This is a genomic window from Novosphingopyxis sp. YJ-S2-01, assembly GCF_016093175.1.
Lineage (GTDB): Bacteria > Pseudomonadota > Alphaproteobacteria > Sphingomonadales > Sphingomonadaceae > Novosphingopyxis > Novosphingopyxis iocasae.
In genome coordinates this window covers 288,084-306,814 of record NZ_JAEDAI010000001.1, presented here as the reverse complement: position 1 = coordinate 306,814, position 18,731 = coordinate 288,084, and the positions used below count along the sequence as shown (strand labels likewise).

Below are 18,731 nucleotides of genomic sequence, written 5' to 3'. Positions count from 1 at the left end.
CGCGGGAGGTGTGCGTTCCAGCTTACTCCACTTCGAATCTCAGCGTCCCATCCCCCTCATCCACCTTTACCGTCGAGCCATCAGGCACTTCGCCGCGCAGGATCATGTCGGCCAGCGGGTCCTGGACATAGCGTTGGACGGCGCGGCGCAGCGGGCGGGCGCCGTATACCGGGTCGTACCCCACGCGGCCCAGCCAGGCTTTGGCCGCCTCCGAAAGCTCGATCGTCACCTTGCGGTCCGCCAGCAGGCGCTGGACGCGGGCAATCTGGATTTCGACGATCGGGGCCATGTGTTTCTGGCCCAAGCGCTGGAACAGGATGATCTCGTCCAGCCGGTTCAGGAATTCGGGCCGGAAGTGATCGCGCACCACCTCCATCACCTGCGGCTCGACATCGTCCACCGACTGCTCGTCGGTCATGTTGGACAGATGTTGGCTGCCCAGGTTCGAGGTCAGAATGATCAGCGTGTTCGAAAAATCGACCGTGCGGCCCTGGCCGTCGGTGAGGCGTCCGTCGTCGAGCACCTGCAACAGCACGTTGAAGACGTCGTTATGCGCCTTCTCCACCTCGTCGAACAGGATCACCTGATAGGGGCGGCGGCGCACGGCTTCGGTCAAAGCGCCGCCCTCTTCATAGCCGACATAGCCCGGAGGCGCGCCGATCAGCCGGGCAACGGCGTGCTTTTCCATATATTCGCTCATGTCGATGCGAACCATGGCGCTGGAATCGTCGAATAGGAATTCGGCGAGCGACTTGGTCAGCTCCGTCTTGCCGACGCCGGTGGGGCCCAGGAACAGGAAGCTGCCCAGCGGACGGTTCGGGTCCTGCAATCCGGCGCGCGAACGCCGGACGGCTTTGGACACGGCATCGATCGCATTGTCCTGCCCGATTACCTTGGCGCCCAGCGCCTTCTCCATCTCCAGCAGCTTCTCGCGCTCGCCTTCCAGCATGCGGTCCACCGGAATGCCGGTCCACTTTTCGACGACAGCGGCAATATCCTCGCTGGTAACCTCCTCGCGCAGCATCGCGCCTTCGGTGGCTTCACCGGCCTGGGCGAGCTTCTTTTCGAGATCGGGAATCGTGCCGTAGCTGAGCTCGCCCGCGCGGGCGAGATCGCCGCCGCGCTGCGCCTGTTCCAGCTCGATGCGTGCCTGATCGAGCTGTTCCTTCAGCTTCGCCTCGGCACCGATCTTGTCCTTTTCGGCTTGCCAGCGCAGTGTAAGGGCGTCGTTTTCCTCCTCCAGCCGCGCCAGCTCGCCTTCCAGATTTTCTAGACGATCGCGCGAGGCCTGGTCGTTTTCACGCGACAGCGCTTCGCGTTCGATCTTGAGCTGAATGATCCGCCGGTCGAGCGCCTCGATCTCCTCAGGCTTGCTCTCCACTTCCATGCGAATGCGGCTCGCCGCCTCGTCCATCAGGTCGATGGCTTTGTCCGGCAAGAAACGGTCGGTGATGTAGCGGTTGGAGAGGGTGGCGGCGGAGACTAGCGCGCCGTCGGTGATCCGCACGCCATGGTGCAGCTCGTACTTCTCCTTGATCCCGCGCAGGATCGATACGGTATCTTCCACGCTCGGCTCGCCCACGAACACGGGCTGGAACCGCCGCTGCAGGGCCGGGTCTTTCTCGATATATTTGCGATATTCGTCGAGCGTCGTCGCGCCGATGCAGTGCAGTTCGCCGCGCGCGAGCGCTGGTTTCAACAGGTTGCCCGCGTCCATCGCACCTTCGGATTTGCCCGCGCCGATCAGCGTGTGCATCTCGTCGATGAACAGGATGATCTCGCCTTCGGCCTGCTTCACCTCATCGAGCACGCCCTTCAGCCGTTCCTCGAACTCGCCGCGATATTTCGCGCCCGCGATCAGCGACCCCATGTCGAGCGCGAGGAGGCGGCGGTCCTTCAGCGTATCGGGCACGTCGCCATTGGCGATGCGCAGCGCCATGCCTTCGGCGATCGCGGTTTTGCCGACCCCGGGTTCGCCGATCAGCGCCGGGTTGTTCTTGGTACGGCGGGAGAGGATCTGTATGGTGCGGCGGATTTCCTCGTCGCGGCCGATTACAGGATCGAGCTTGCCGGCGCGCGCCGCCTCGGTCAGATCGCGCGCAAATTTCTTCAGCGCATCGTAGCGGTCTTCCGCGCTGGCGGTATCGGCGGTGCGGCCGCCGCGTAGTTCATCGATCGCGCTGTTCAGCCCTTGCGGAGTGAGGCCGGCAGCGTCGAGCGCCTTGCCCGCCGCGGTGTCCTTGGCCAGCGCCAACGCGAGCAGCAGCCGTTCGACCGTCACATAGGAATCGCCCGCCTTCTTCGCGACCTGCTCGGCCTGATCCAGCACGCGCACCGCATCATTATCGAGCCCCGGCGTCTGCTGCGCACCGCCGCCGGAAACCTGTGGGTTCTTGGCAAGCGCCTTGTCGACTTCGAACACCGCGCGCTTGGCATCACCGCCCGCGCGGGCAATCAGCCCGGCGGCCATGCCTTCGCTGTCTTCGAGAAGCGCCTTCAGAAGATGCTCGGTGCCGATCCGCTGATGGCTTTCGCGGATGGCGACGGTTTGCGCGGACTGCAGGAAGCCCTTGGCGCGATCGGTAAATTTTTCGAGGTTCATGAGCGGCACCTTCCACTAGCGTCGGCCTGAAGATAATTCTTCGAATGGCCTGCACAAGTTGCCGGGCCAGGCGCTTGCGGAAGCGGGCAACCGCTTTGTCGAACGATTCAGGAAGGCAGCGGCGTCGATGCAAGCTGTTCGAGATGATATTTGAAGCGGGCGCAGGCGGAGCCGTCGATGGCGCAGGTATGGCGCTCCAACCACCGCGATGTCTGCGCGGCCCCCATGGTTCGATCGTCGATCGCTTCGCGTATGGCGCTAACCGCTTCGCCCTGGTTGCGGGCAATCGCGCCACCGACATCGGTCGGATCGAGCATCCACGCTTCCTCGCTTTTCGACCATAGACGCACGTTGAACCGCGAAAGGATCATGATCCGCCGCTCGATCCGCGCATCGCCGTCTCGCGCCGGAAGAATATGGACCGCCGGTTTTCCCAGGACATAATAATAGGAAAGGAACGAGGACAGATTGGAAATCATGACGTCCGCCACCAGAAGGTCCGACAGGTTGTCGGGGTGTTCGTCCTTGAAGCGCAGTTCGATGAAAGAATTCTCGCTCGCAATAGTCTCGATCGCGGCGATGAAATTGCGATCGTATCGTTTGCGATCGTGCAGACACAGCAACAGATTGGCGCCTTTTCGACGTACCGTATCGACGACGGCGTCCAGAAAAGACATGTCGGCGGCTTTGACCCGGTTCCGGCCCAGCACGCCCCCCACAGTTCGTCCGACCGAGCCGGCGTTGGAGAAAATTCCACCGTAATGCCAAGTAATCGACATGAGGACGGTGGGGCGTCCCAGAATATCGATGGAGTAGCGAGATGCCAGAAACTGTCGATCATAGGGCGGGTTCAGCAAGATATCCGAGAACGGCATGCCGATCTCGACGCAGTTTTCGGCGGCGAGCCCCCAATTGGCGATGCGCCAATGCAGATCGTTGGGACCATAGCATTGCGCCATGAACGCCGAATTGGGCCGTCTCGGATCAATCCCCGTCAGGCGCTTTACGCCGCGATAGAATGTCCCGAGATCGAGACGGCCGCGCGCCTTCCAGCCCAAGCCGTGCCACATGTAGAACAGCCGCGGTGCCAGACCGGGAGGTGGCAGATGGTTGTCCGCCACCACCACATCGGCGGCGAACGCGCGTGCACGCGCCGGCATGTCCGGGTCGCCGCGGTCAACCATCGCCGCCGCGATCGGGCACGCGGCAGCGATGGGTTCCTTGGCGAACGTCGACAGATTGGGCGTCACCACCAGCATTTCGACATCCGGACAGGCATCCAGATGCAGCGCCAGCGCGAGGATATCCGTCTGCAAATGGGTGGCCCACAGCAGGACGCGCATCATTTCGTCGCTATCTCGGCGCCGGAGGAGGCCGCCTTCCCGCGGCCGGTTATCCCGAACGACGTTACGACCGCGACGACAAGATGTAGAATCTGCTGAAGCGCTGCGGTGGTCACCAGCAGGCTGGCGATCTTCGTCTGCGGCAAGGCCATCGAGCTGGAAAGCGCGATGCCGATCGAGACGAACAGCAGATCACGGTTCGGCACGAACGGAATGCGCGACACAAGCATCTGCACGGCGAGGAGCGAGATCAGCCCGCCAAAGGCGATTGCTGTAAGTTCTACCTTCCACTGCGCCAGCACGAACACCTGCACCATGGCAAAGCGGAATGCGTGAATGGCAAGCACCGTCCAGCTGTCATGTCTGGAGAGGACCATGAACCGGTTGCGGAAAAGAAAAGCGATCGGCGTGAGCACGGCCAGCGCAAGCGTCGCAAGCGACCACAGATCGAACCAGGGCATCTCCGGATGGCGAAAGCCGCCGCGGATCAACAGGAAGAGAAGCAGCCCGGCGGTCACGTAGTTCGAGACCAGCGCCGAGAGGATATTGGTGTCCTTGATTTCATGAGCGCGCTGGGCATCGCTGCGATCGACCCGCTGCCGCGACCACACGAGCAGAAAAACCTCGCCCGAATAACCGACGAAGGCGCTGTTGTAGATCCGCTTGCGCAAGCAGGCCACAAAGGTCTCGCCAATCGGGGATTTCCAGATGTGGCGGTAGATCGCCGTATCAGCTAACGGCAGCATGAGATATCCGAGCAGCACGAACAGATAGAATAGCGGCGAGGTGGGCCGCGTTTCCCAGATCTCCGCCCAGCCGATCTGCTTCAACTGGAAAAACAGATAGGCGATAACGCCGGCCAGAAAAATCCAGTTCAGGACATTCCTGAACCGCGCTCGCTCGGGCGACCCTATCCAATCGGCCAGTGTGCGCATGCGCGAAAACAGGTTTCTCAGCATGGCGCGAAGCGAACGCTTTGGGATATGATCTGGATTGTAGGGCGAGCCCAGGACATGGCGGCGCCTTAATCCCCCACCTGTCACTTTGACAGTCTTTTCCTGTAAGGCCCGGCGACAGGGGGAAGCCGCCGTTGTTCGTCGAAAAACATACGGAGCCGGTCTATTTCACGTCTGCCCGACTGGCAGGCCGCGGCGAAGCGCGATAGCGTTCGCGGCGATAGGCCCGCCCGGCGCCGTCATCGAGTCGGGCCGGGTTGCCAGCACGGCGTTCGCCGCGCTGTTCAAGGGGAAGGAAACAATCCATGCGTCTGATCACGAAACTCGCGCTCGCGAGCTGCACTGCCGCACTGGCGGCCGGAAGCGCCGCAGCGCAAACCGCGAAACCGGAAAACTACGCTGCACAGGCCGCGCCGGTGCAGGAGTTGGTCGATCAGGTCGACATTCCCTATACCAAGTTCACGCTCGACAACGGCCTCACCGTGATTGTGAACGAAGATCACAAGGCGCCGATCGTTGCCGTTTCGGTGTGGTACGATGTCGGTTCGGCCAATGAGCCAAAAGGCAAGACGGGCTATGCCCATCTGTTCGAACATATCATGTTCAACGGTTCGGAAAACGCGCCGGGCGACTATTTCGGTTATACCAAGAAGATCGGCGCGACCGATCTCAACGGCACCACCTGGCTCGATCGCACCAATTATTTCGAGACGGTGCCGAAGTCCGCGCTGGAATCCGCACTGTTCCTGGAAAGCGACCGGATGGGCCATCTGCTCGGCGCGGTGACCAAGGAAAATCTCGACAACCAGATTGGTGTGGTCTCGAACGAGAAGCGTCAGGGCGACAACCAGCCTTACGGCCTCGTCTCCTACAAGCAGACCGAGCTGCTGTATCCGGAGGACCATCCTTATGGTCACTCCACTATCGGATCGCTGGAAGATCTTTCCAACGCATCGATGGAAGACATCCAGAACTGGTTCAAGGATCACTACGCACCTAATAACTCCGTGCTGGTGCTTTCGGGCGACGTGACGACGGCGGAAGCCAAGCAACTCGTCCAGAAATGGTTCGGCAACATTCCGCGCGGGCCTGCGGTGAAGCCGCTCAACGCTCCGGTCCCGACCTTCGATTCGATCAAGCGGGTTGTCCTGAAAGACAAGGTGCCGACCACGCGGATCTATCGCGACTGGGCCATGCCCGGCCTCAACGATCCCGATTTCACCGCGCTTGATGTCGCGGCCTCGGTTCTTGGCGGTCTCGCCAGCTCGCGGCTCGACAACCAGATGGTGCGCGGGGAGCAGAGCGCGGTTGCGGCCTCTGCCTATCTGCTGCCCTTCACCCACGGCTCGATGATGAATGTGCAGGTGGATGTGAAGCCGGGCGAGGATCCGGCAGCCGTGAACGCGCAGCTCGATGCCATCATCGCGGACTTCATCAAGAACGGGCCGACCGCCGAAGAGGTGAAGCGCGTTGCCACCAGCGAGGCAGCGAACCGCATTGCCGGGCTGGAACAGGTCGGCGGCTTCGGCGGCAAGGCCGCTGCGCTGGCACAGGGGCAGCTCTATTCCGACGATCCGGAATATTACAAGAAGCAGCTGGAGCAGCTTGCCAACATGACGCCTGCCAAGGTGCAGGCTGCGGCCCGCAAATGGATGACGCGGCCTTATGCCGAGATCGTCGTGGAGCCGGGCGAGCGCGAGGCTTATGATGAGGTCGCTGCCGGTGCCGGCGGCAAGGTGGGCGACGGTTCGACGCCTGCCCCGAACTATTACCGGGCGCCTGAAGGCGATTGGATGGACGCGCCGGCGAGCGATCTTCCGCTGAGCTTCCAGGATCGCAGCCAGTTCCCCGAGCCTGGCCCCGTGCCGGATCTCGATTACCCCAAGGTAGAAACCACCAAACTTTCCAACGGTATTCCGGTCTATTTCGCACGCCGCGGCTCCCTGCCGGTGGTGCGCGTGTCGGTGAGCTTCGATGCGGGCTATGCCAGCGATCCCAAGGATGCGCTCGGTACCGTTGGTCTGATGACGGCGATGCTCGATGAAGGCACCACCTCGCTCGATGCGAACGCCCTTGCGGAAGCACAGGAAGCGCTGGGTGCCAATATCGGCGTCGGTTCCAGCCTCGATCGCACCGAGGTGAACGCGCGGGCGATGAAGGCGAATCTCGCCCCCACGCTCGATCTGATGGCGGACGTCATCAAGAACCCGGCGTTCAACCCGGACGAGCTGGAGCGCGTGCGCGTGCAGCAGGTCACCCGGATCGAGGCGGAGAGCACCCAGCCGCAGAGCCTGGCTTTCCGCGTTCTGCCGCCGATGCTCTACGGCGCGCAGCACCCTTATGGCGTGCCCTTCACCGGCACCGGTGACATCGATGTCGTGAAGCGGCTTACCAGCCAGGATCTCGCCAACTTCCATCAGCGCTGGATGCGCCCGGACAAGGCGGAAATCTTCGTGGTCGGCGATACCACTCTCGCCGAGATCAAGCCGATGCTTGAAGAGCGGTTCGGTGACTGGAAGGCTACAGGCGCCGCCGCTCCGGCCAAGGTCTTCGGTGCGCCGATGGCGTCCGATCAGGGCAAGATCATCGTCATCAACCGCCCCAATTCGCCGCAGTCGCTGATCCTGGCGGGTGAGGTTCTCGACGCCAAAGGCACCGACGATCTGCTGCCGCTGACGGCCGCGAATGAAGTGCTGGGCGGGGACTTCCTCAGCCGTATCAACATGGATCTGCGTGAAGACAAGGGCTGGGCCTATGGCGCTTTCACGTTCCTGCAGCGCCCCGAAGAACAGGTGCCGATGATGGTCTATGCTCCCGTGCAGACCAACCAAACCGGCCCGTCGGTCAAGCAGCTGATCATGCAGATGAATGCGTTCAACGGCGCGAACGGCGTAACGCCGGAAGAGCTGCAGCGCACCATCACCGGAAACACGCTGGAGCTGGCCGGCAATTTCGAACAGTCCAATGCGGTCCTCAACCAGATGCAGTCCGACGTGCTCTACGATCGGCCGCTCGATTATGCCGATACGCTGGCGCAGCGTTATCAGGCGCTGACCGCACCGGAGCTGGACGCTGCGATGCGCAAGGCATTGAATGTGCCCAAGCTAACCTGGCTGATCGTCGGCGATGCCGCCAAAATTCAGCCGCAGTTGGCTGACATCGGCCTGCCTGTCGAGTATCGCGGGTTCGATCCGGAAGCCGTGGAAGAAGCCGGCGCACCGATGGAAACCTCTGGCGAGTAATTCGTTCTATCAACGCAACGAACTTAATATCAGGAGATTTTTTAATGGCGAATGTGGACGGCACCTGGGCGATCACCGTGAAGACCCCGATGGGCGATCAGAAATCCGATCTGGTCGTGAACAGCAGCGGCGATACCTTTACCGGTGCAATGTCCGGCACGCTCGGTTCGGACGATGTCAGCGGCAAGGTGGAAGGCGATACGCTGATCTGGTCGATGGACATCACCAGCCCCATGCCAATGACGCTCGACAACAAGGCAACCGTCGATGGCGACAGCATGACCGGTACGGTCAAGGCTGGCGCGTTCGGCGAAATGCCGCTGTCGGGCGAGCGCAAGGCCTGAGGCCTTTTCGCCTTCGAACAAAAAAAGGGCCGTCCCGATGGGGCGGCCCTTTTTTGTCGCGGTTCTCAAAAAATCCGGAGCCCTGAGCCTGTCGAAGGGCGTTTAGCCCCGGCGAGAGACGTCCTTCGACAAGCTCAGGACTTACGGTTTTGAGGTGCGGGTCTATCTACTTCAGCGCACCGTTACCGTCACGGCGCGGCGATTTTGCGCCCAGGCCTGCGGGTTGGAGCCGAGTTCCTGCGGGCGCTCCTTGCCGTAGCTGATCGTGCGAATGCGATTACGCGCAACGCCGAGCGAGGCGAGATAGTTCGCAGCCGCGGTAGCGCGGCGCTCGCCCAGAGCCAGGTTGTAATCGCGCGTGCCGCGCTCGTCGGCATGGCCTTCGACGACCACCGTGACATTGGGGTACTGCTGCAGCCATTCGGCTTGGCTCCGCAGCGTTGCCGCATCCTGCGCATCGATATTATATTCGTCGGTGTCGAAGAACACGCGGTCCCCGGCCACGGAGCGGACGAAGTCTTCCTGGCTGCCCGGTCCGCCCGGCGTGTAAGCGCCTGCATTGCCGTTGTTCGCATTGGGATCGTAAGCGCCGGCGTTCTGATCGTAGCCATTGCCTTCGTTGAGCGGGGCCGGCGGTAGCTCCGGCGGTGCCTTCTTCGCGCACGCGCCAAGCGCCAAGGTCCCCGCCGCGGCGAGCAGGATTATCCGGTTACGGTTGGTCATCATCCCTCTGTTCTCCTGTGGCTGGTGCTGGGCCTCCGCGCCGCCACTGGCAACGGGGCGTTGTAGGAACAAGTCGGTGTTCAAGGACGGATCGGGCCCCATGCCGGGTCCGATCCACTGCCGGGGGTGGGCAGCTTGCGCTCGTTCGCGCCGGCGACATCCACCTGCCAGATCGATGCGTCGCCCGAACCTTGCGCAGTGCGGAAGAACTGGATCACGCGGCCATTGGGGGCCCAGGTGGGTGCCTCGTCCTGCCAGCTGTCGGTCAGCAGTCGCTCGCCGCTACCGTCCGGGCGGATCACGCCGATGCGCAGGTTCCCGGCGATCTTGGTGAACGCGATCAGGTCTCCGCGCGGGCTCCATTCAGGCGTGGCGTAGCGGCCGCTGCCGAAGCTGATGCGGCGCTGGTTCGATCCGTCCGCGTTCATCACATAGATCTGCTGACTGCCCGAACGATCGCTTTCGAACACGATCTGTCTGCCATCGGGCGAAAAGCTGCCGCCGACATCGATGCCGGGTGCCGTGGTCAACCGCACCGGCGTGCCGCCATCCGCGGAGATCTTGTAGACGTCCGTATTGCCGTTCACCGCCATCGAATAAAGGATGGTGCGACCGTCGGGGGACCAGCGGGGCGCGAAAGTGGCGTTCGAGCTCTGCGTCACCAGCCGCTGCTTTCCGCTGCCGATATCATAGATGTAGATGCGCGGATTGCCGTCGACATAACTGAGATAGAGGATCGACTGATAATTGGGCGAAAAGCGCGGCGTCAGCGCCGTTGCGCCGCCACTGGTAAGGATACGGTGGTTCGCACCGTCCGAATCCATCACGGCAAGCTGCTTGCGCCGGTTATTCTTCGGTCCGCTCTCGGCAATATAAGCAATGCGGCTATCGAAAAAGGGCTGTTCGCCGGTCAGCCGCGAATAAATGATGTCCGAGCATTTGTGCGCGGCGCGCCGCCAGTCGCGGGCCGGCACGACATAGCCCTGACGCGAAAGTTCGCTGCCCAAGCCAACGTCGTAGAGATAGCAGCCGACGGTGATTTCGTTGGGATTGGCGGCGCGCACGAAGCCCTGCACCAACACCTCCGCGTTGATGTTCCGCCAGCCCGGAAATTGCGGCGCGGTGACTTCATTGTAGCCGATCGAGCGCACCTGATCCGGCCCGCGCGGCGTAAATAGCCCGTTGTTGCGCAGATCCGCCGTGATGACCGCGGCAATCCTGCGGCCAAGATCAGCGGTGGAATAGGCATCGGTCGGCCGATCCGCATCGGTGGCGAAGGCGGGAATCGCGATGATGGTGTCGTTCTGCTGCGCGTCGGCGACAATGTCCTCGCTCTGCTGCGCCATGGCGGCGGCGGGGAAGAGCGTGGCGGCTGAGAGCAGCGCGGCGCGGATGATGTGGCGGGCTAATGTCTTCATATATCCGTTCTGAACGTCAGGTCCCATGATTTCCAGTTATCATAATATTCTGCCGGAAGCTTGAACGGCGCAGCCTGCCGCACCGATTTGATTGCCCGTTCGATATGCAGCTTCTGCTGCGGCTCGTTGCTCGCGGTCTTGCCGGTCTGGCTGATCACTTTGGGCGTGCCTGCAAGGCTACCGTCCTTGTTGAGCGTGATCCGAAGGACCGTGCGCAGCTGATCGATATCGACGCCCGTCGGTACATTCCGTTTCCAATAGGGCGCGATCTCGCCCTTGATGCTGACGTCGATCTGGCGGCGGGTGGTCTCGCTATAGGCGGCGGCGACCGGCTTGTCGGACTTGCCGTCGGTGCCGATCGACCCGCGCAGGCTGTCGGCAAAGCTGCGCGAACGGCTGGCGCTGGCCTGGCTGCCGTTACTCGCCTTCGCGGGGGCGGGTTTGGCCTCCTTCTTGGAAGCCGATTTCGCTGCGGGCTTGGCTTCGGCTTTCTTGGGTTCGGCCTTCTTGGTTTCCGCTTGCTTCGGCTCCGCCTTCTTGGGCTCGGGCTTCTGCTTTTCCTTCGCCTTGGGCGCAGGTTTCGGCTTCGGGGCCGGCTTGGGATCGGGTTTCGGCACCGGCTTCGGCTCGGCGCGCGGCGGTGCGGGTTCGGTCTGCGTCACCGGCGCGGGCGCGTCCATCTGCGGCAAAGGCTCCGCCGCCGCCTCCAGCGGATCGCCGATCTCGTCGGCGGGAGCGGGGGCAGGGGCCTCGCTGTTGATCTCGGGCGCGGCGGCGAGGGGCGCCACTTCGCCGATCAGCGAGACCTGGACGGGATCAGGCTTCGGGACGGGTGGCTCATCGGCGGAAAACAAGCCAAGCGACAGCGCGGCGAACAGGGCGACATGCCCTGCAACCGCGATTCCCAGCCCGATTTTTTCTGCCCTCTGCATCCCGCTGATCGGGCTATGGCTGCGCGCCTGAACCCGTGGTGACCAGGCTGATCGAATTCAGCCCGGCGCGGTTCAGTTCGCCCATCACGCTCATCATCGCGCCATAATCGATATTCTTGTCACCGCGCAGGATGACGGCACGCTCGTCCGCACCGGGCGCGGCGGCCAGGGCTTCGAGCCGTCCGGGCAGCTCGGTGGTGCTGACCGCATCCTCGCCGATATAGACGATGCCGGAGGAATCGATCGAGATCTCGATCGGTTCTTCGGGCTGTTCGATCGCGTTCGCGCGGCTTTCGGGCAGTTCGACCGGCACGCCCGTCACCAATAGCGGTGCCGTCACCATGAAGATGATCAGCAGCACCAGCATGACGTCGACCAGCGGCGTGACGTTGATCTCGGCCAGCGGCGCACGCTGTCCGCCGCGGCCCCGCCGCCGCGATCCGCCCCGCCCATTGCCCAGTTGCATCGCCATCAGGCGTCTTTCTCCAGCTCACGGCTGAGCGTTGCGTGGAACCCGTCGGCGAAACGCCCGAGCCGCGCCTCATGCTGGTTCAGCCGGTGCGCGAAGCGATTATAGGCAATGACGGCGGGGATCGCGGCAAACAGGCCGATGGCGGTGGCGAACAGGGCCTCCGCAATGCCCGGCGCGACCACGGCGAGCGTGCTGTTCTGCTCGGCCGCGATGGCGGTGAAGCTGCGCATGATGCCCCAGACTGTGCCGAACAGCCCGACAAAAGGGGCGACAGACCCGGTGGTGGCAAGGAAGTTCAGACGCTCGGACAGCTTGTCGATTTCATGCGCGATGGTGGTGTTCATGACGGCGCCCAAGCGCTCGCGCGTGCCCTCCCGGTCGATCCGCTTGCCGCTGGTCGAATGGCGCCATTCCGTCACCGCGCTCGCCAGAACCTGCGCGATCGGCAGCTTGTTCTTGGTGCGCGCCTTGACGAAGCCGTCGATGTCCTCGGTCTTCCAGAACTCGCGTTCGAATTCCTTCGTCTTGCGGCGGATGCTGCCCATACGCACGACGAAGGAGATGATGATCGCCCAGGTCCAGATGCTGGCCAGGATCAGGCCGATAATCACGGCTTTGACGACGATATCGGCCTGCAGAAACAGCCCGATCGGCGAAAAACCGGCGGTGGCCATCGCGGTGGAGGTGAGGAGAGAAAGGGAGGTCAAATCAGCGCTCTTCCAGTGGATCGGTGTCGGCCATTAGCGCCTCGTATATGGCAAGCCAATCCTTCGGTTGCCGGGTGGGACGGCCCGAAGGCGAAACGAATGCGGCGGTCACGCTCGCCTCGCACAGCAACAGATCGTCCCTGAACAGACGCTGTGCGATCACGCAGCTTGCCCCGCGCACAGCGGTGACATGGCTGCGGATCAATAGCGCATCGTCGAAATGGGCGGGCGCGCGGAATTTCAGGTCCATCGCCGCAACGGCATAAACGCCGGTGCCAGCCTCGTGCGCGGCGGCCTGATCAATGCCGGCAACGCGCAGCATGTCGGACCGTGCCCGCTCGAAGAAGCGCAGATAATTGGCGTGGTAGACAACGCCGGAAAAGTCCGTGTCCTCGAAATAGACGCGGATCGCGAAGCGATGTTCGGGGCCTATGAAATGGCCGTGATAGGGTGCATCCTGCATGGGACCGACCTTAGTCGAACAGCCCGTCCTGCGTCGCACTGCCCTGCGGCGGGGCGAGTCCCAGATGCGTCCAGCCGCGCCCGTTGAGGCAGCGGCCCCGCGCGGTGCGTGCGATCAGGCCGAGCTGGATGAGATAGGGCTCGATCACGTCCTCAATCGTGTCGCGCGGTTCGGAAAGCCCTGCCGCCAGCGTCTCCACGCCCACCGGCCCGCCGCGATAGATGTCTGCGATCATGTGGAGATAACGCCGGTCCATCGCATCGAGACCGAGCGAGTCCACCTCCAACCGGGTCAAAGCCTCGTCAGCCACCTTGGCGGTAACTTCGTGCTCGCCAAGCACATTGGCGAAATCGCGCACGCGTCGCAGCAACCGTCCGGCAACGCGCGGCGTGCCGCGGGCGCGCTTGGCGATTTCCGCCGCACCATCCGGGGCAATCGGCAGGTTCAGAAGCGAGGCGGCGCGCGTAACCACGCGTTGCAACTCTTCCACCGTGTAGAAGTTGAGCCGCACCGGAATGCCGAAGCGATCGCGCAGCGGCGTGGTCAGAAGCCCCTGCCGTGTTGTTGCGCCCACCAGAGTGAAGGCGGGCAGATCGATCCTCACGCTGCGCGCCGAGGGGCCCTCGCCGATAATCAGATCGAGGCAGCGATCCTCCATCGCGGGGTACAACACTTCCTCCACCACGGGGTTGAGCCGATGAATCTCGTCGATGAAGAGGACATCGCCCTCTTCCAGATTGGTGAGCAGCGCTGCGAGGTCGCCGGATTTCGCGATCACGGGTCCGCTGGTGGCGCGGAACCCCACGCCCAGTTCGCGCGCCACGATCTGCGCCAGCGTGGTCTTGCCGAGGCCTGGCGGACCGAAGAACAACACATGGTCCATCGCCTCGGAGCGCGATTTCGCCGCCTCGATGAACACCCGCAAATTCTCGCGCGCCTGCCGCTGCCCGACAAAATCATCGAGCGACTTGGGCCGCAGCGCCGCATCCGGATCGTCCGGCTGACGCTCGGCGGAAAGGAGGGGGGCGGGTTCGCTCAACCGGCGACCTCATCATAGGCACCAATATAGTTTTCGCGCGTGGAAAGGCCGTCCAGCTGGCGGTCCAGCTCTTCGTATCGCTCGGCGAAGGCGCGCTTGAAGCTGTCATAGGCCGCTCGGTTGGCCCAGCGGTCGTGGCTGAGATAGCGGCCCTGATGCTCCTTGTCGCGCAGCAGCCAGGTGCCGAGAAAGCCTTCGGCCTCCTCGAACAGATCGACCCAGGGGCCGGTGCCGCCATAGGCCGCCTCAAAGTCCGCGCGCCGATCTTCTGGCACGAAATATTCCCAGATCACCGAATAGCTCATCGCACGTTCGTCCGTCTCATTCACTTTGCAGCCTTCTTTAGGGCGAGACGCACCAGCGCGTCGAGGCTTGCGTCGTCGCCCAGATCGTCCGCAGCCGCAGCGACGGCGCGAGATGCTTCGGCAGGTTTGAAACCCAGATTCTGCAGCGCGCTGACCGCATCGGCGCTGTGTGATCCAGCGGGGATGGGGGCGCTGCCGGCTGGGCCGCCGGGAATGGCACCGGCCTTATCGCGCAGTTCGTTGACGATGCGCTTGGCAAGCTTTGGCCCAACACCGTTGGCGCGCGCCACCATCGCGGCATCGTCCGAACCGATGGCGCGCTTCAGTTCGTCCAGTTCCAGCGCGGACAGGATGGCGAGCGCCACCTTGGAGCCTACGCCCTGTACGCCCACGAGCAGGCGAAACCAGTCTCGCTCCGCCGCGCTGGTGAAGCCGATGAGGCGCATGTCGTTCTCGCTCACCTGCATCTCGGTGTGGACGGAGGCGGCCTCTCCTACCGCGCCGATGGCGGTGATGGTGCGTGCGGAGGCGTGGACGAGATAGCCCACGCCGCCCACGTCGATCACCAGATGGTCGGCCCCCGCCGCGTCGATCCGTCCACTGAGTTTCGCGATCATGCTTTGTTCCCTAACGGCGCGCGGGCGGGCATGCCAGCGTTGATCTTATACTTCGGGGGTGTTGCCGCGATAGGCGGGGAGCGACCATCCGAAATGGATCGCTGCGCCGCGCAGCATGAAGCCGGCCAGCGCCGCTACGATCGCGGCGATCGGCGTGTCCATGCCGAGCAGTTTGAGTATGACAAACAGGCTGGACGCGAGCGCGGCGGCTGTAACGTAGATTTCGGGGCGAAGGATGATCGACGGTTCGCCCGCCAGAACGTCGCGGATAACGCCGCCCACGCAGGCAGTAATGATACCCATCAGCGCGGCGGGGATGGGATTTATGCCATATTCGATCGCCTTGGCGGCGCCGTAGACCGAATAGACGGCCAGACCGATCGCATCGAACCAGTCTAGCGTACTCGCCCGCCACCATGTCTGCGGCGTAATCCAGATCAGCGCGACCACTACGGCGATGGCATAAAGGACATTATTGTCGACGATCCAGAACACTGGCGCGCCAATCAGAAGATCGCGCACGGTGCCTCCGCCAACGCCGGTGACGAGCGCGAAGAAGCTGAAGGTGACGAGCGTCTGGCCCTTCTGCGCTGCGGCCAACGCACCGGACGCCGCGAAAACCGCGATGCCGAGCAGGTCCAGCGCCGACAGCATCGGGCCGATCTCGAAATTGGGTAATATGCCGCCTGCGTCCATCCGCGCCGCCTAGGCGGCAGCGCGGCCGGGCTCAACCGTCAATTTCTTCGTCAGGCCGAAGATGGCCGGGGAGAATGCGCTCAGATGTGGATCGGCTTCTCTCGCACGGCCATGGCGGCTTCCTTCATCGCCTCCGAATGCGTCGGATGGGCGTGGCAGGTGAGCGCGATATCCTCGCTTGTCGCACCAAATTCCATCGCCTGTGCAGCTTGCGCGATCATCGTGCCGGCAACCGAGGCGATGCACCATATGCCGAGCACGCGGTCCGTCTCGGCATCGGCGATCACCTTTACCGAACCGTCCGGCTCGTGATTGGTCTTGGCGCGCGAATTGGCCATCATCGGGAATTTGCCGACCTTCACTTCGTGGCCGGCTTCCTTGGCCGCTTCTTCCGTCAGGCCGACGCCGGCGATTTCCGGCCAAGTATAGACGACCGACGGGATGATCGCGTGGTTCACGATGCCGGTGTTCCCTGCGATATTATCGGCGCAGGCGATGCCCTCATCCTCGGCCTTGTGGGCGAGCATCAGGCCCGGCACACAGTCGCCGATCGCCCAGACGCCGTCGACGGCGGTCTGGAATTCTTCGTTCACCTCGATCTGGCCACGCTCGTTGGTCTTGAGGCCAATGGCATCGAGGTTCAGGCCGTCGGTGTTGGGTCGGCGTCCGATCGATACGAGCACCGCATCGGCCTCGATCGTTTCCGCGTCGCCGCCCTTGGCCGGTTCCACGGTGACGGTGGCCTTGTCGCCATTGACCTCGACGCCGGTCACCTTGGTAGAAAGCTTGTATTCGAAACCCTGCTTCTTGAAAATCTTGTTGGCTTCCTTGCGGATGTCGCCGTCGAAACCGGGCAGGATCTGGTCCAGATATTCGACGACCGTCACCTTCGCGCCAAGCCGGCGCCAAACGCTGCCGAGCTCCAGACCGATCACGCCGCCGCCGATGACGACCATGTGCTCGGGCACCTTGGGCAATTCCAGCGCGCCAGTGGAATCCACCACGATGGCGCCATCATTATCGACTTCGACGCCGGGCAGCGGCGTGACGGACGAACCGGTGGCGATGATGACGTTCTTTGCCGTCACGGTTTCCTCGCCCACCTTGACGGTGTGCGCGTCCTGGAAGCTGGCGCGGCCCTTCTTCCAGTCCACCTTGTTCTTCTTGAACAGATATTCGATGCCGCCGGTCAGCTGCTTCACCGCGTCGCGGCGCTGGCCGTGCATGGTGTCGAGGTCCAGCTCCGGCTTCACCTTGATGCCGAGCTTTGCGAACGTGCCGTTGGCCGCCGCGTCAAAATATTCGGAGGCGTGCAGCATCGCCTTCGATGGAATGCAGCCGACATTGAGACAGGTGCCGCCCAGCGTCTCGCGGCTCTCCGCACAGGCGGTTTTCAGGCCCAGCTGCGCCGCGCGGATGGCCGCGACATAACCACCTGGGCCCGCGCCGATCACGAGGACATCATAGTCGTAATTGGAATCGCTCATTTCAGCACTCCGTTCGCCCCGAGCCTGTCGAAGGGCTGCATTTACACAATATCATCCGCTCTATGTCCGGGCGCAGACAAGCTCGCCCCGGACGGGAATATGTTCTTACAGGTCGATGAGCATCCGGGCCGGATCCTCAATCGCTTCCTTGATGCGCACCAGATAGGTCACCGCCTCGCGTCCGTCGATCAGACGGTGGTCATAGGTGAGCGCCAGATACATCATCGGACGGGCGACGATCTCGCCGTTGATCACGACCGGGCGTTCCTCGATCCGGTGCAGGCCAAGCACGGCGGCCTGTGGCGGATTCACGATCGGGGTCGACATCAGCGAACCGAAGACGCCGCCGTTCGAGATGGTGAAGGTTCCGCCCTGCATCTCGTCCATGGTCAGCTTGCCCGCCTTGGCGCGCTGGCCGAAATCGCCGATGGTCTTTTCGATCTCGGCAAAGCTCAGGCTTTCCGCATTGCGGATCACCGGCACCACGAGGCCGTTGGGCGCCGACACCGCGACCGAGACGTCGACATAATCGTGATAGACGATCTCATCGCCGTCGATCCGGGCGTTGACCGAGGGAACGTCGCGCGCGGCAAGGCAGGCGGCCTTGATGAAGAAGCCCATGAAGCCGAGGCGCACGTCGTGTTTCTTGGCGAACAGGTCCTTGTACTTCGCGCGCGTTTCCATGACCGCGGTCATGTCCACGTCGTTGAACGTGGTGAGCAGCGCGTTCTCGTTCTGCGCGGACTTCAGGCGCTTGGCGATGGTCTGGCGCAGGCGCGTCATGCGCTGGCGCTCTTCCTTGCGCGACGGTCCGCCGCTGCCGGAGGGGGCGGGCGTTTCGCTGGCAGGCGCATCGTCGGCCTTTTTGGCCTTACCCGACTTGGCGGCTTCCAACACGTCTTCGCGCGTCAGGCGACCGTCCTTGCCGCTGCCCTTAATCTTGGTGGGATCAACACCGTGTTCCAGCACCAGCTTTCGCACGGAGGGAGAGAGCGGCGGCGAATCGCCATTGCCTGCGCCCTCTTCCTTCGCGGCGAAATCGGGATCGGGTTCTTCGGACTTTTCGACGGCCTCATCATCGGCCTTCTTGGCCTTGGGAGCGCTGTCCTTCTGCGGGGCGGGCGAGGTGGCCGGCGCATCGCCGTCCTCGATCCGCGCGATCACCGCATCGACTTCTACCGTGTCACCCACCTCGGCCAGCAATTCGCCGATCGTGCCAGCCACGGGCGAGGGCACTTCCACGGCAACCTTGTCGGTTTCCAGGCTGGCGATGGGCTCGTCCATCTCCACGCGGTCGCCGGGCTGCTTCAGCCATTCGCCGATGGTGGCTTCGGTGATCGATTCGCCGAGGGTGGGTACTTTGACGTCTTGGGACATGGTCTCTC

17 protein-coding genes are annotated in these 18,731 nt (G+C 63.1%); 2 read left to right on the top strand and 15 right to left on the bottom strand.

What is annotated here, in order from left to right; genetic code table 11:
• Positions 1–22: 22 nt before the first annotated feature.
• The 3 genes from clpB to I6A82_RS01430 all read right to left on the bottom strand — a co-directional run bounded on the left by clpB (position 23) and on the right by I6A82_RS01430 (position 4,904).
• Positions 23–2,602, bottom strand: a complete 2,580-nt coding sequence (gene clpB, locus I6A82_RS01440; protein WP_198093432.1) for an ATP-dependent chaperone ClpB — start codon at positions 2,600–2,602, stop codon at positions 23–25.
• 107 nt (positions 2,603–2,709) lie between these two features.
• Positions 2,710–3,948, bottom strand: coding sequence for a hypothetical protein (locus tag I6A82_RS01435; protein ID WP_198093431.1), 1,239 nt, complete (start codon positions 3,946–3,948; stop codon positions 2,710–2,712).
• On the bottom strand, positions 3,945–4,904 hold the full coding sequence (locus tag I6A82_RS01430) for a hypothetical protein (protein WP_198093430.1): 960 nt from the start codon (positions 4,902–4,904) through the stop codon (positions 3,945–3,947). The genes I6A82_RS01435 and I6A82_RS01430 overlap by 4 nt, the downstream gene beginning before the upstream one ends.
• A gap of 302 nt (positions 4,905–5,206) precedes the next feature.
• On the opposite strand from I6A82_RS01430, the gene I6A82_RS01425 reads away from it, so the two are divergent.
• Both I6A82_RS01425 and I6A82_RS01420 read left to right on the top strand, forming a co-directional pair.
• Positions 5,207–8,143, top strand: a complete 2,937-nt coding sequence (locus tag I6A82_RS01425; RefSeq protein WP_198093429.1) for a M16 family metallopeptidase — start codon at positions 5,207–5,209, stop codon at positions 8,141–8,143.
• Positions 8,144–8,187: 44 nt separating this feature from the next.
• Positions 8,188–8,487: a hypothetical protein gene (locus I6A82_RS01420; protein WP_198093428.1), complete on the top strand. Its 300-nt coding sequence runs from the start codon at positions 8,188–8,190 to the stop codon at positions 8,485–8,487.
• A 171-nt stretch (positions 8,488–8,658) separates the two neighbouring features.
• Here the strand turns inward: I6A82_RS01420 and pal are convergent, their stop codons facing one another.
• From pal to odhB, 12 genes are all read right to left on the bottom strand, one after another.
• Positions 8,659–9,213, bottom strand: coding sequence for a peptidoglycan-associated lipoprotein Pal (gene pal, locus I6A82_RS01415; RefSeq protein WP_425498166.1), 555 nt, complete (start codon positions 9,211–9,213; stop codon positions 8,659–8,661).
• Positions 9,214–9,290: 77 nt separating this feature from the next.
• Positions 9,291–10,628, bottom strand: coding sequence for a Tol-Pal system beta propeller repeat protein TolB (gene tolB / locus I6A82_RS01410; RefSeq protein WP_198093427.1), 1,338 nt, complete (start codon positions 10,626–10,628; stop codon positions 9,291–9,293).
• Positions 10,625–11,560, bottom strand: coding sequence for a cell envelope biogenesis protein TolA (locus I6A82_RS01405; protein ID WP_198093426.1), 936 nt, complete (start codon positions 11,558–11,560; stop codon positions 10,625–10,627). Before I6A82_RS01405 ends, tolB begins: the two co-directional genes overlap by 4 nt.
• Before the next feature lie 13 nt (positions 11,561–11,573).
• Positions 11,574–12,032: an ExbD/TolR family protein gene (locus tag I6A82_RS01400; protein ID WP_187334699.1), complete on the bottom strand. Its 459-nt coding sequence runs from the start codon at positions 12,030–12,032 to the stop codon at positions 11,574–11,576.
• Positions 12,032–12,706, bottom strand: coding sequence for a protein TolQ (gene tolQ, locus I6A82_RS01395; protein WP_198095435.1), 675 nt, complete (start codon positions 12,704–12,706; stop codon positions 12,032–12,034). Before tolQ ends, I6A82_RS01400 begins: the two co-directional genes overlap by 1 nt.
• A gap of 34 nt (positions 12,707–12,740) precedes the next feature.
• Entirely contained in the window at positions 12,741–13,202 is a 462-nt protein-coding gene (gene ybgC, locus I6A82_RS01390; RefSeq protein WP_198093425.1) for a tol-pal system-associated acyl-CoA thioesterase, read from the bottom strand.
• A gap of 10 nt (positions 13,203–13,212) precedes the next feature.
• Entirely contained in the window at positions 13,213–14,241 is a 1,029-nt protein-coding gene (ruvB, locus tag I6A82_RS01385; RefSeq protein ID WP_198093424.1) for a Holliday junction branch migration DNA helicase RuvB, read from the bottom strand.
• The gene (locus I6A82_RS01380; RefSeq protein ID WP_198093423.1) at positions 14,238–14,570 is read right to left on the bottom strand and encodes an antibiotic biosynthesis monooxygenase family protein; all 333 of its coding nucleotides are present in this window, start codon (positions 14,568–14,570) and stop codon (positions 14,238–14,240) included. The genes ruvB and I6A82_RS01380 overlap by 4 nt, the downstream gene beginning before the upstream one ends.
• Positions 14,567–15,163, bottom strand: a complete 597-nt coding sequence (ruvA, locus tag I6A82_RS01375) for a Holliday junction branch migration protein RuvA (protein WP_198093422.1) — start codon at positions 15,161–15,163, stop codon at positions 14,567–14,569. The genes I6A82_RS01380 and ruvA overlap by 4 nt, the downstream gene beginning before the upstream one ends.
• Before the next feature lie 45 nt (positions 15,164–15,208).
• The gene (locus I6A82_RS01370; RefSeq protein ID WP_198093421.1) at positions 15,209–15,859 is read right to left on the bottom strand and encodes a trimeric intracellular cation channel family protein; all 651 of its coding nucleotides are present in this window, start codon (positions 15,857–15,859) and stop codon (positions 15,209–15,211) included.
• 80 nt (positions 15,860–15,939) lie between these two features.
• A complete protein-coding gene (lpdA, locus tag I6A82_RS01365) occupies positions 15,940–17,346 on the bottom strand; it encodes a dihydrolipoyl dehydrogenase (RefSeq protein WP_198093420.1) in 1,407 nt (468 codons plus the stop codon).
• Positions 17,347–17,451: 105 nt separating this feature from the next.
• Positions 17,452–18,723 carry a 2-oxoglutarate dehydrogenase complex dihydrolipoyllysine-residue succinyltransferase gene (gene odhB, locus I6A82_RS01360; protein WP_198093419.1) on the bottom strand — a complete coding sequence of 424 codons (1,272 nt, stop codon included), beginning with the start codon at positions 18,721–18,723 and terminating at the stop codon, positions 17,452–17,454.
• Between the last annotated feature and the right edge of the window lie 8 nt (positions 18,724–18,731).

Bases quoted from the DNA above. Each gene is read 5' to 3' on its own strand.
- clpB (WP_198093432.1), bottom strand. From the start codon at position 2,602: ATGAACCTCGAAAAATTTACCGATCGCGCCAAGGGCTTCCTGCAGTCC.
- I6A82_RS01435 (WP_198093431.1), bottom strand. From the start codon at position 3,948: ATGATGCGCGTCCTGCTGTGGGCCACCCATTTGCAGACGGATATCCTC.
- I6A82_RS01430 (WP_198093430.1), bottom strand. From the start codon at position 4,904: ATGCTGAGAAACCTGTTTTCGCGCATGCGCACACTGGCCGATTGGATA.
- I6A82_RS01425 (WP_198093429.1), top strand. From the start codon at position 5,207: ATGCGTCTGATCACGAAACTCGCGCTCGCGAGCTGCACTGCCGCACTG.
- I6A82_RS01420 (WP_198093428.1), top strand. From the start codon at position 8,188: ATGGCGAATGTGGACGGCACCTGGGCGATCACCGTGAAGACCCCGATG.
- pal (WP_425498166.1), bottom strand. From the start codon at position 9,213: ATGATGACCAACCGTAACCGGATAATCCTGCTCGCCGCGGCGGGGACC.
- tolB (WP_198093427.1), bottom strand. From the start codon at position 10,628: ATGAAGACATTAGCCCGCCACATCATCCGCGCCGCGCTGCTCTCAGCC.
- I6A82_RS01405 (WP_198093426.1), bottom strand. From the start codon at position 11,560: ATGCAGAGGGCAGAAAAAATCGGGCTGGGAATCGCGGTTGCAGGGCAT.
- I6A82_RS01400 (WP_187334699.1), bottom strand. From the start codon at position 12,032: ATGGCGATGCAACTGGGCAATGGGCGGGGCGGATCGCGGCGGCGGGGC.
- tolQ (WP_198095435.1), bottom strand. From the start codon at position 12,706: ATGGCCACCGCCGGTTTTTCGCCGATCGGGCTGTTTCTGCAGGCCGAT.
- ybgC (WP_198093425.1), bottom strand. From the start codon at position 13,202: ATGCAGGATGCACCCTATCACGGCCATTTCATAGGCCCCGAACATCGC.
- ruvA (WP_198093422.1), bottom strand. From the start codon at position 15,163: ATGATCGCGAAACTCAGTGGACGGATCGACGCGGCGGGGGCCGACCAT.
- I6A82_RS01370 (WP_198093421.1), bottom strand. From the start codon at position 15,859: ATGGACGCAGGCGGCATATTACCCAATTTCGAGATCGGCCCGATGCTG.
- lpdA (WP_198093420.1), bottom strand. From the start codon at position 17,346: ATGAGCGATTCCAATTACGACTATGATGTCCTCGTGATCGGCGCGGGC.
- odhB (WP_198093419.1), bottom strand. From the start codon at position 18,723: ATGTCCCAAGACGTCAAAGTACCCACCCTCGGCGAATCGATCACCGAA.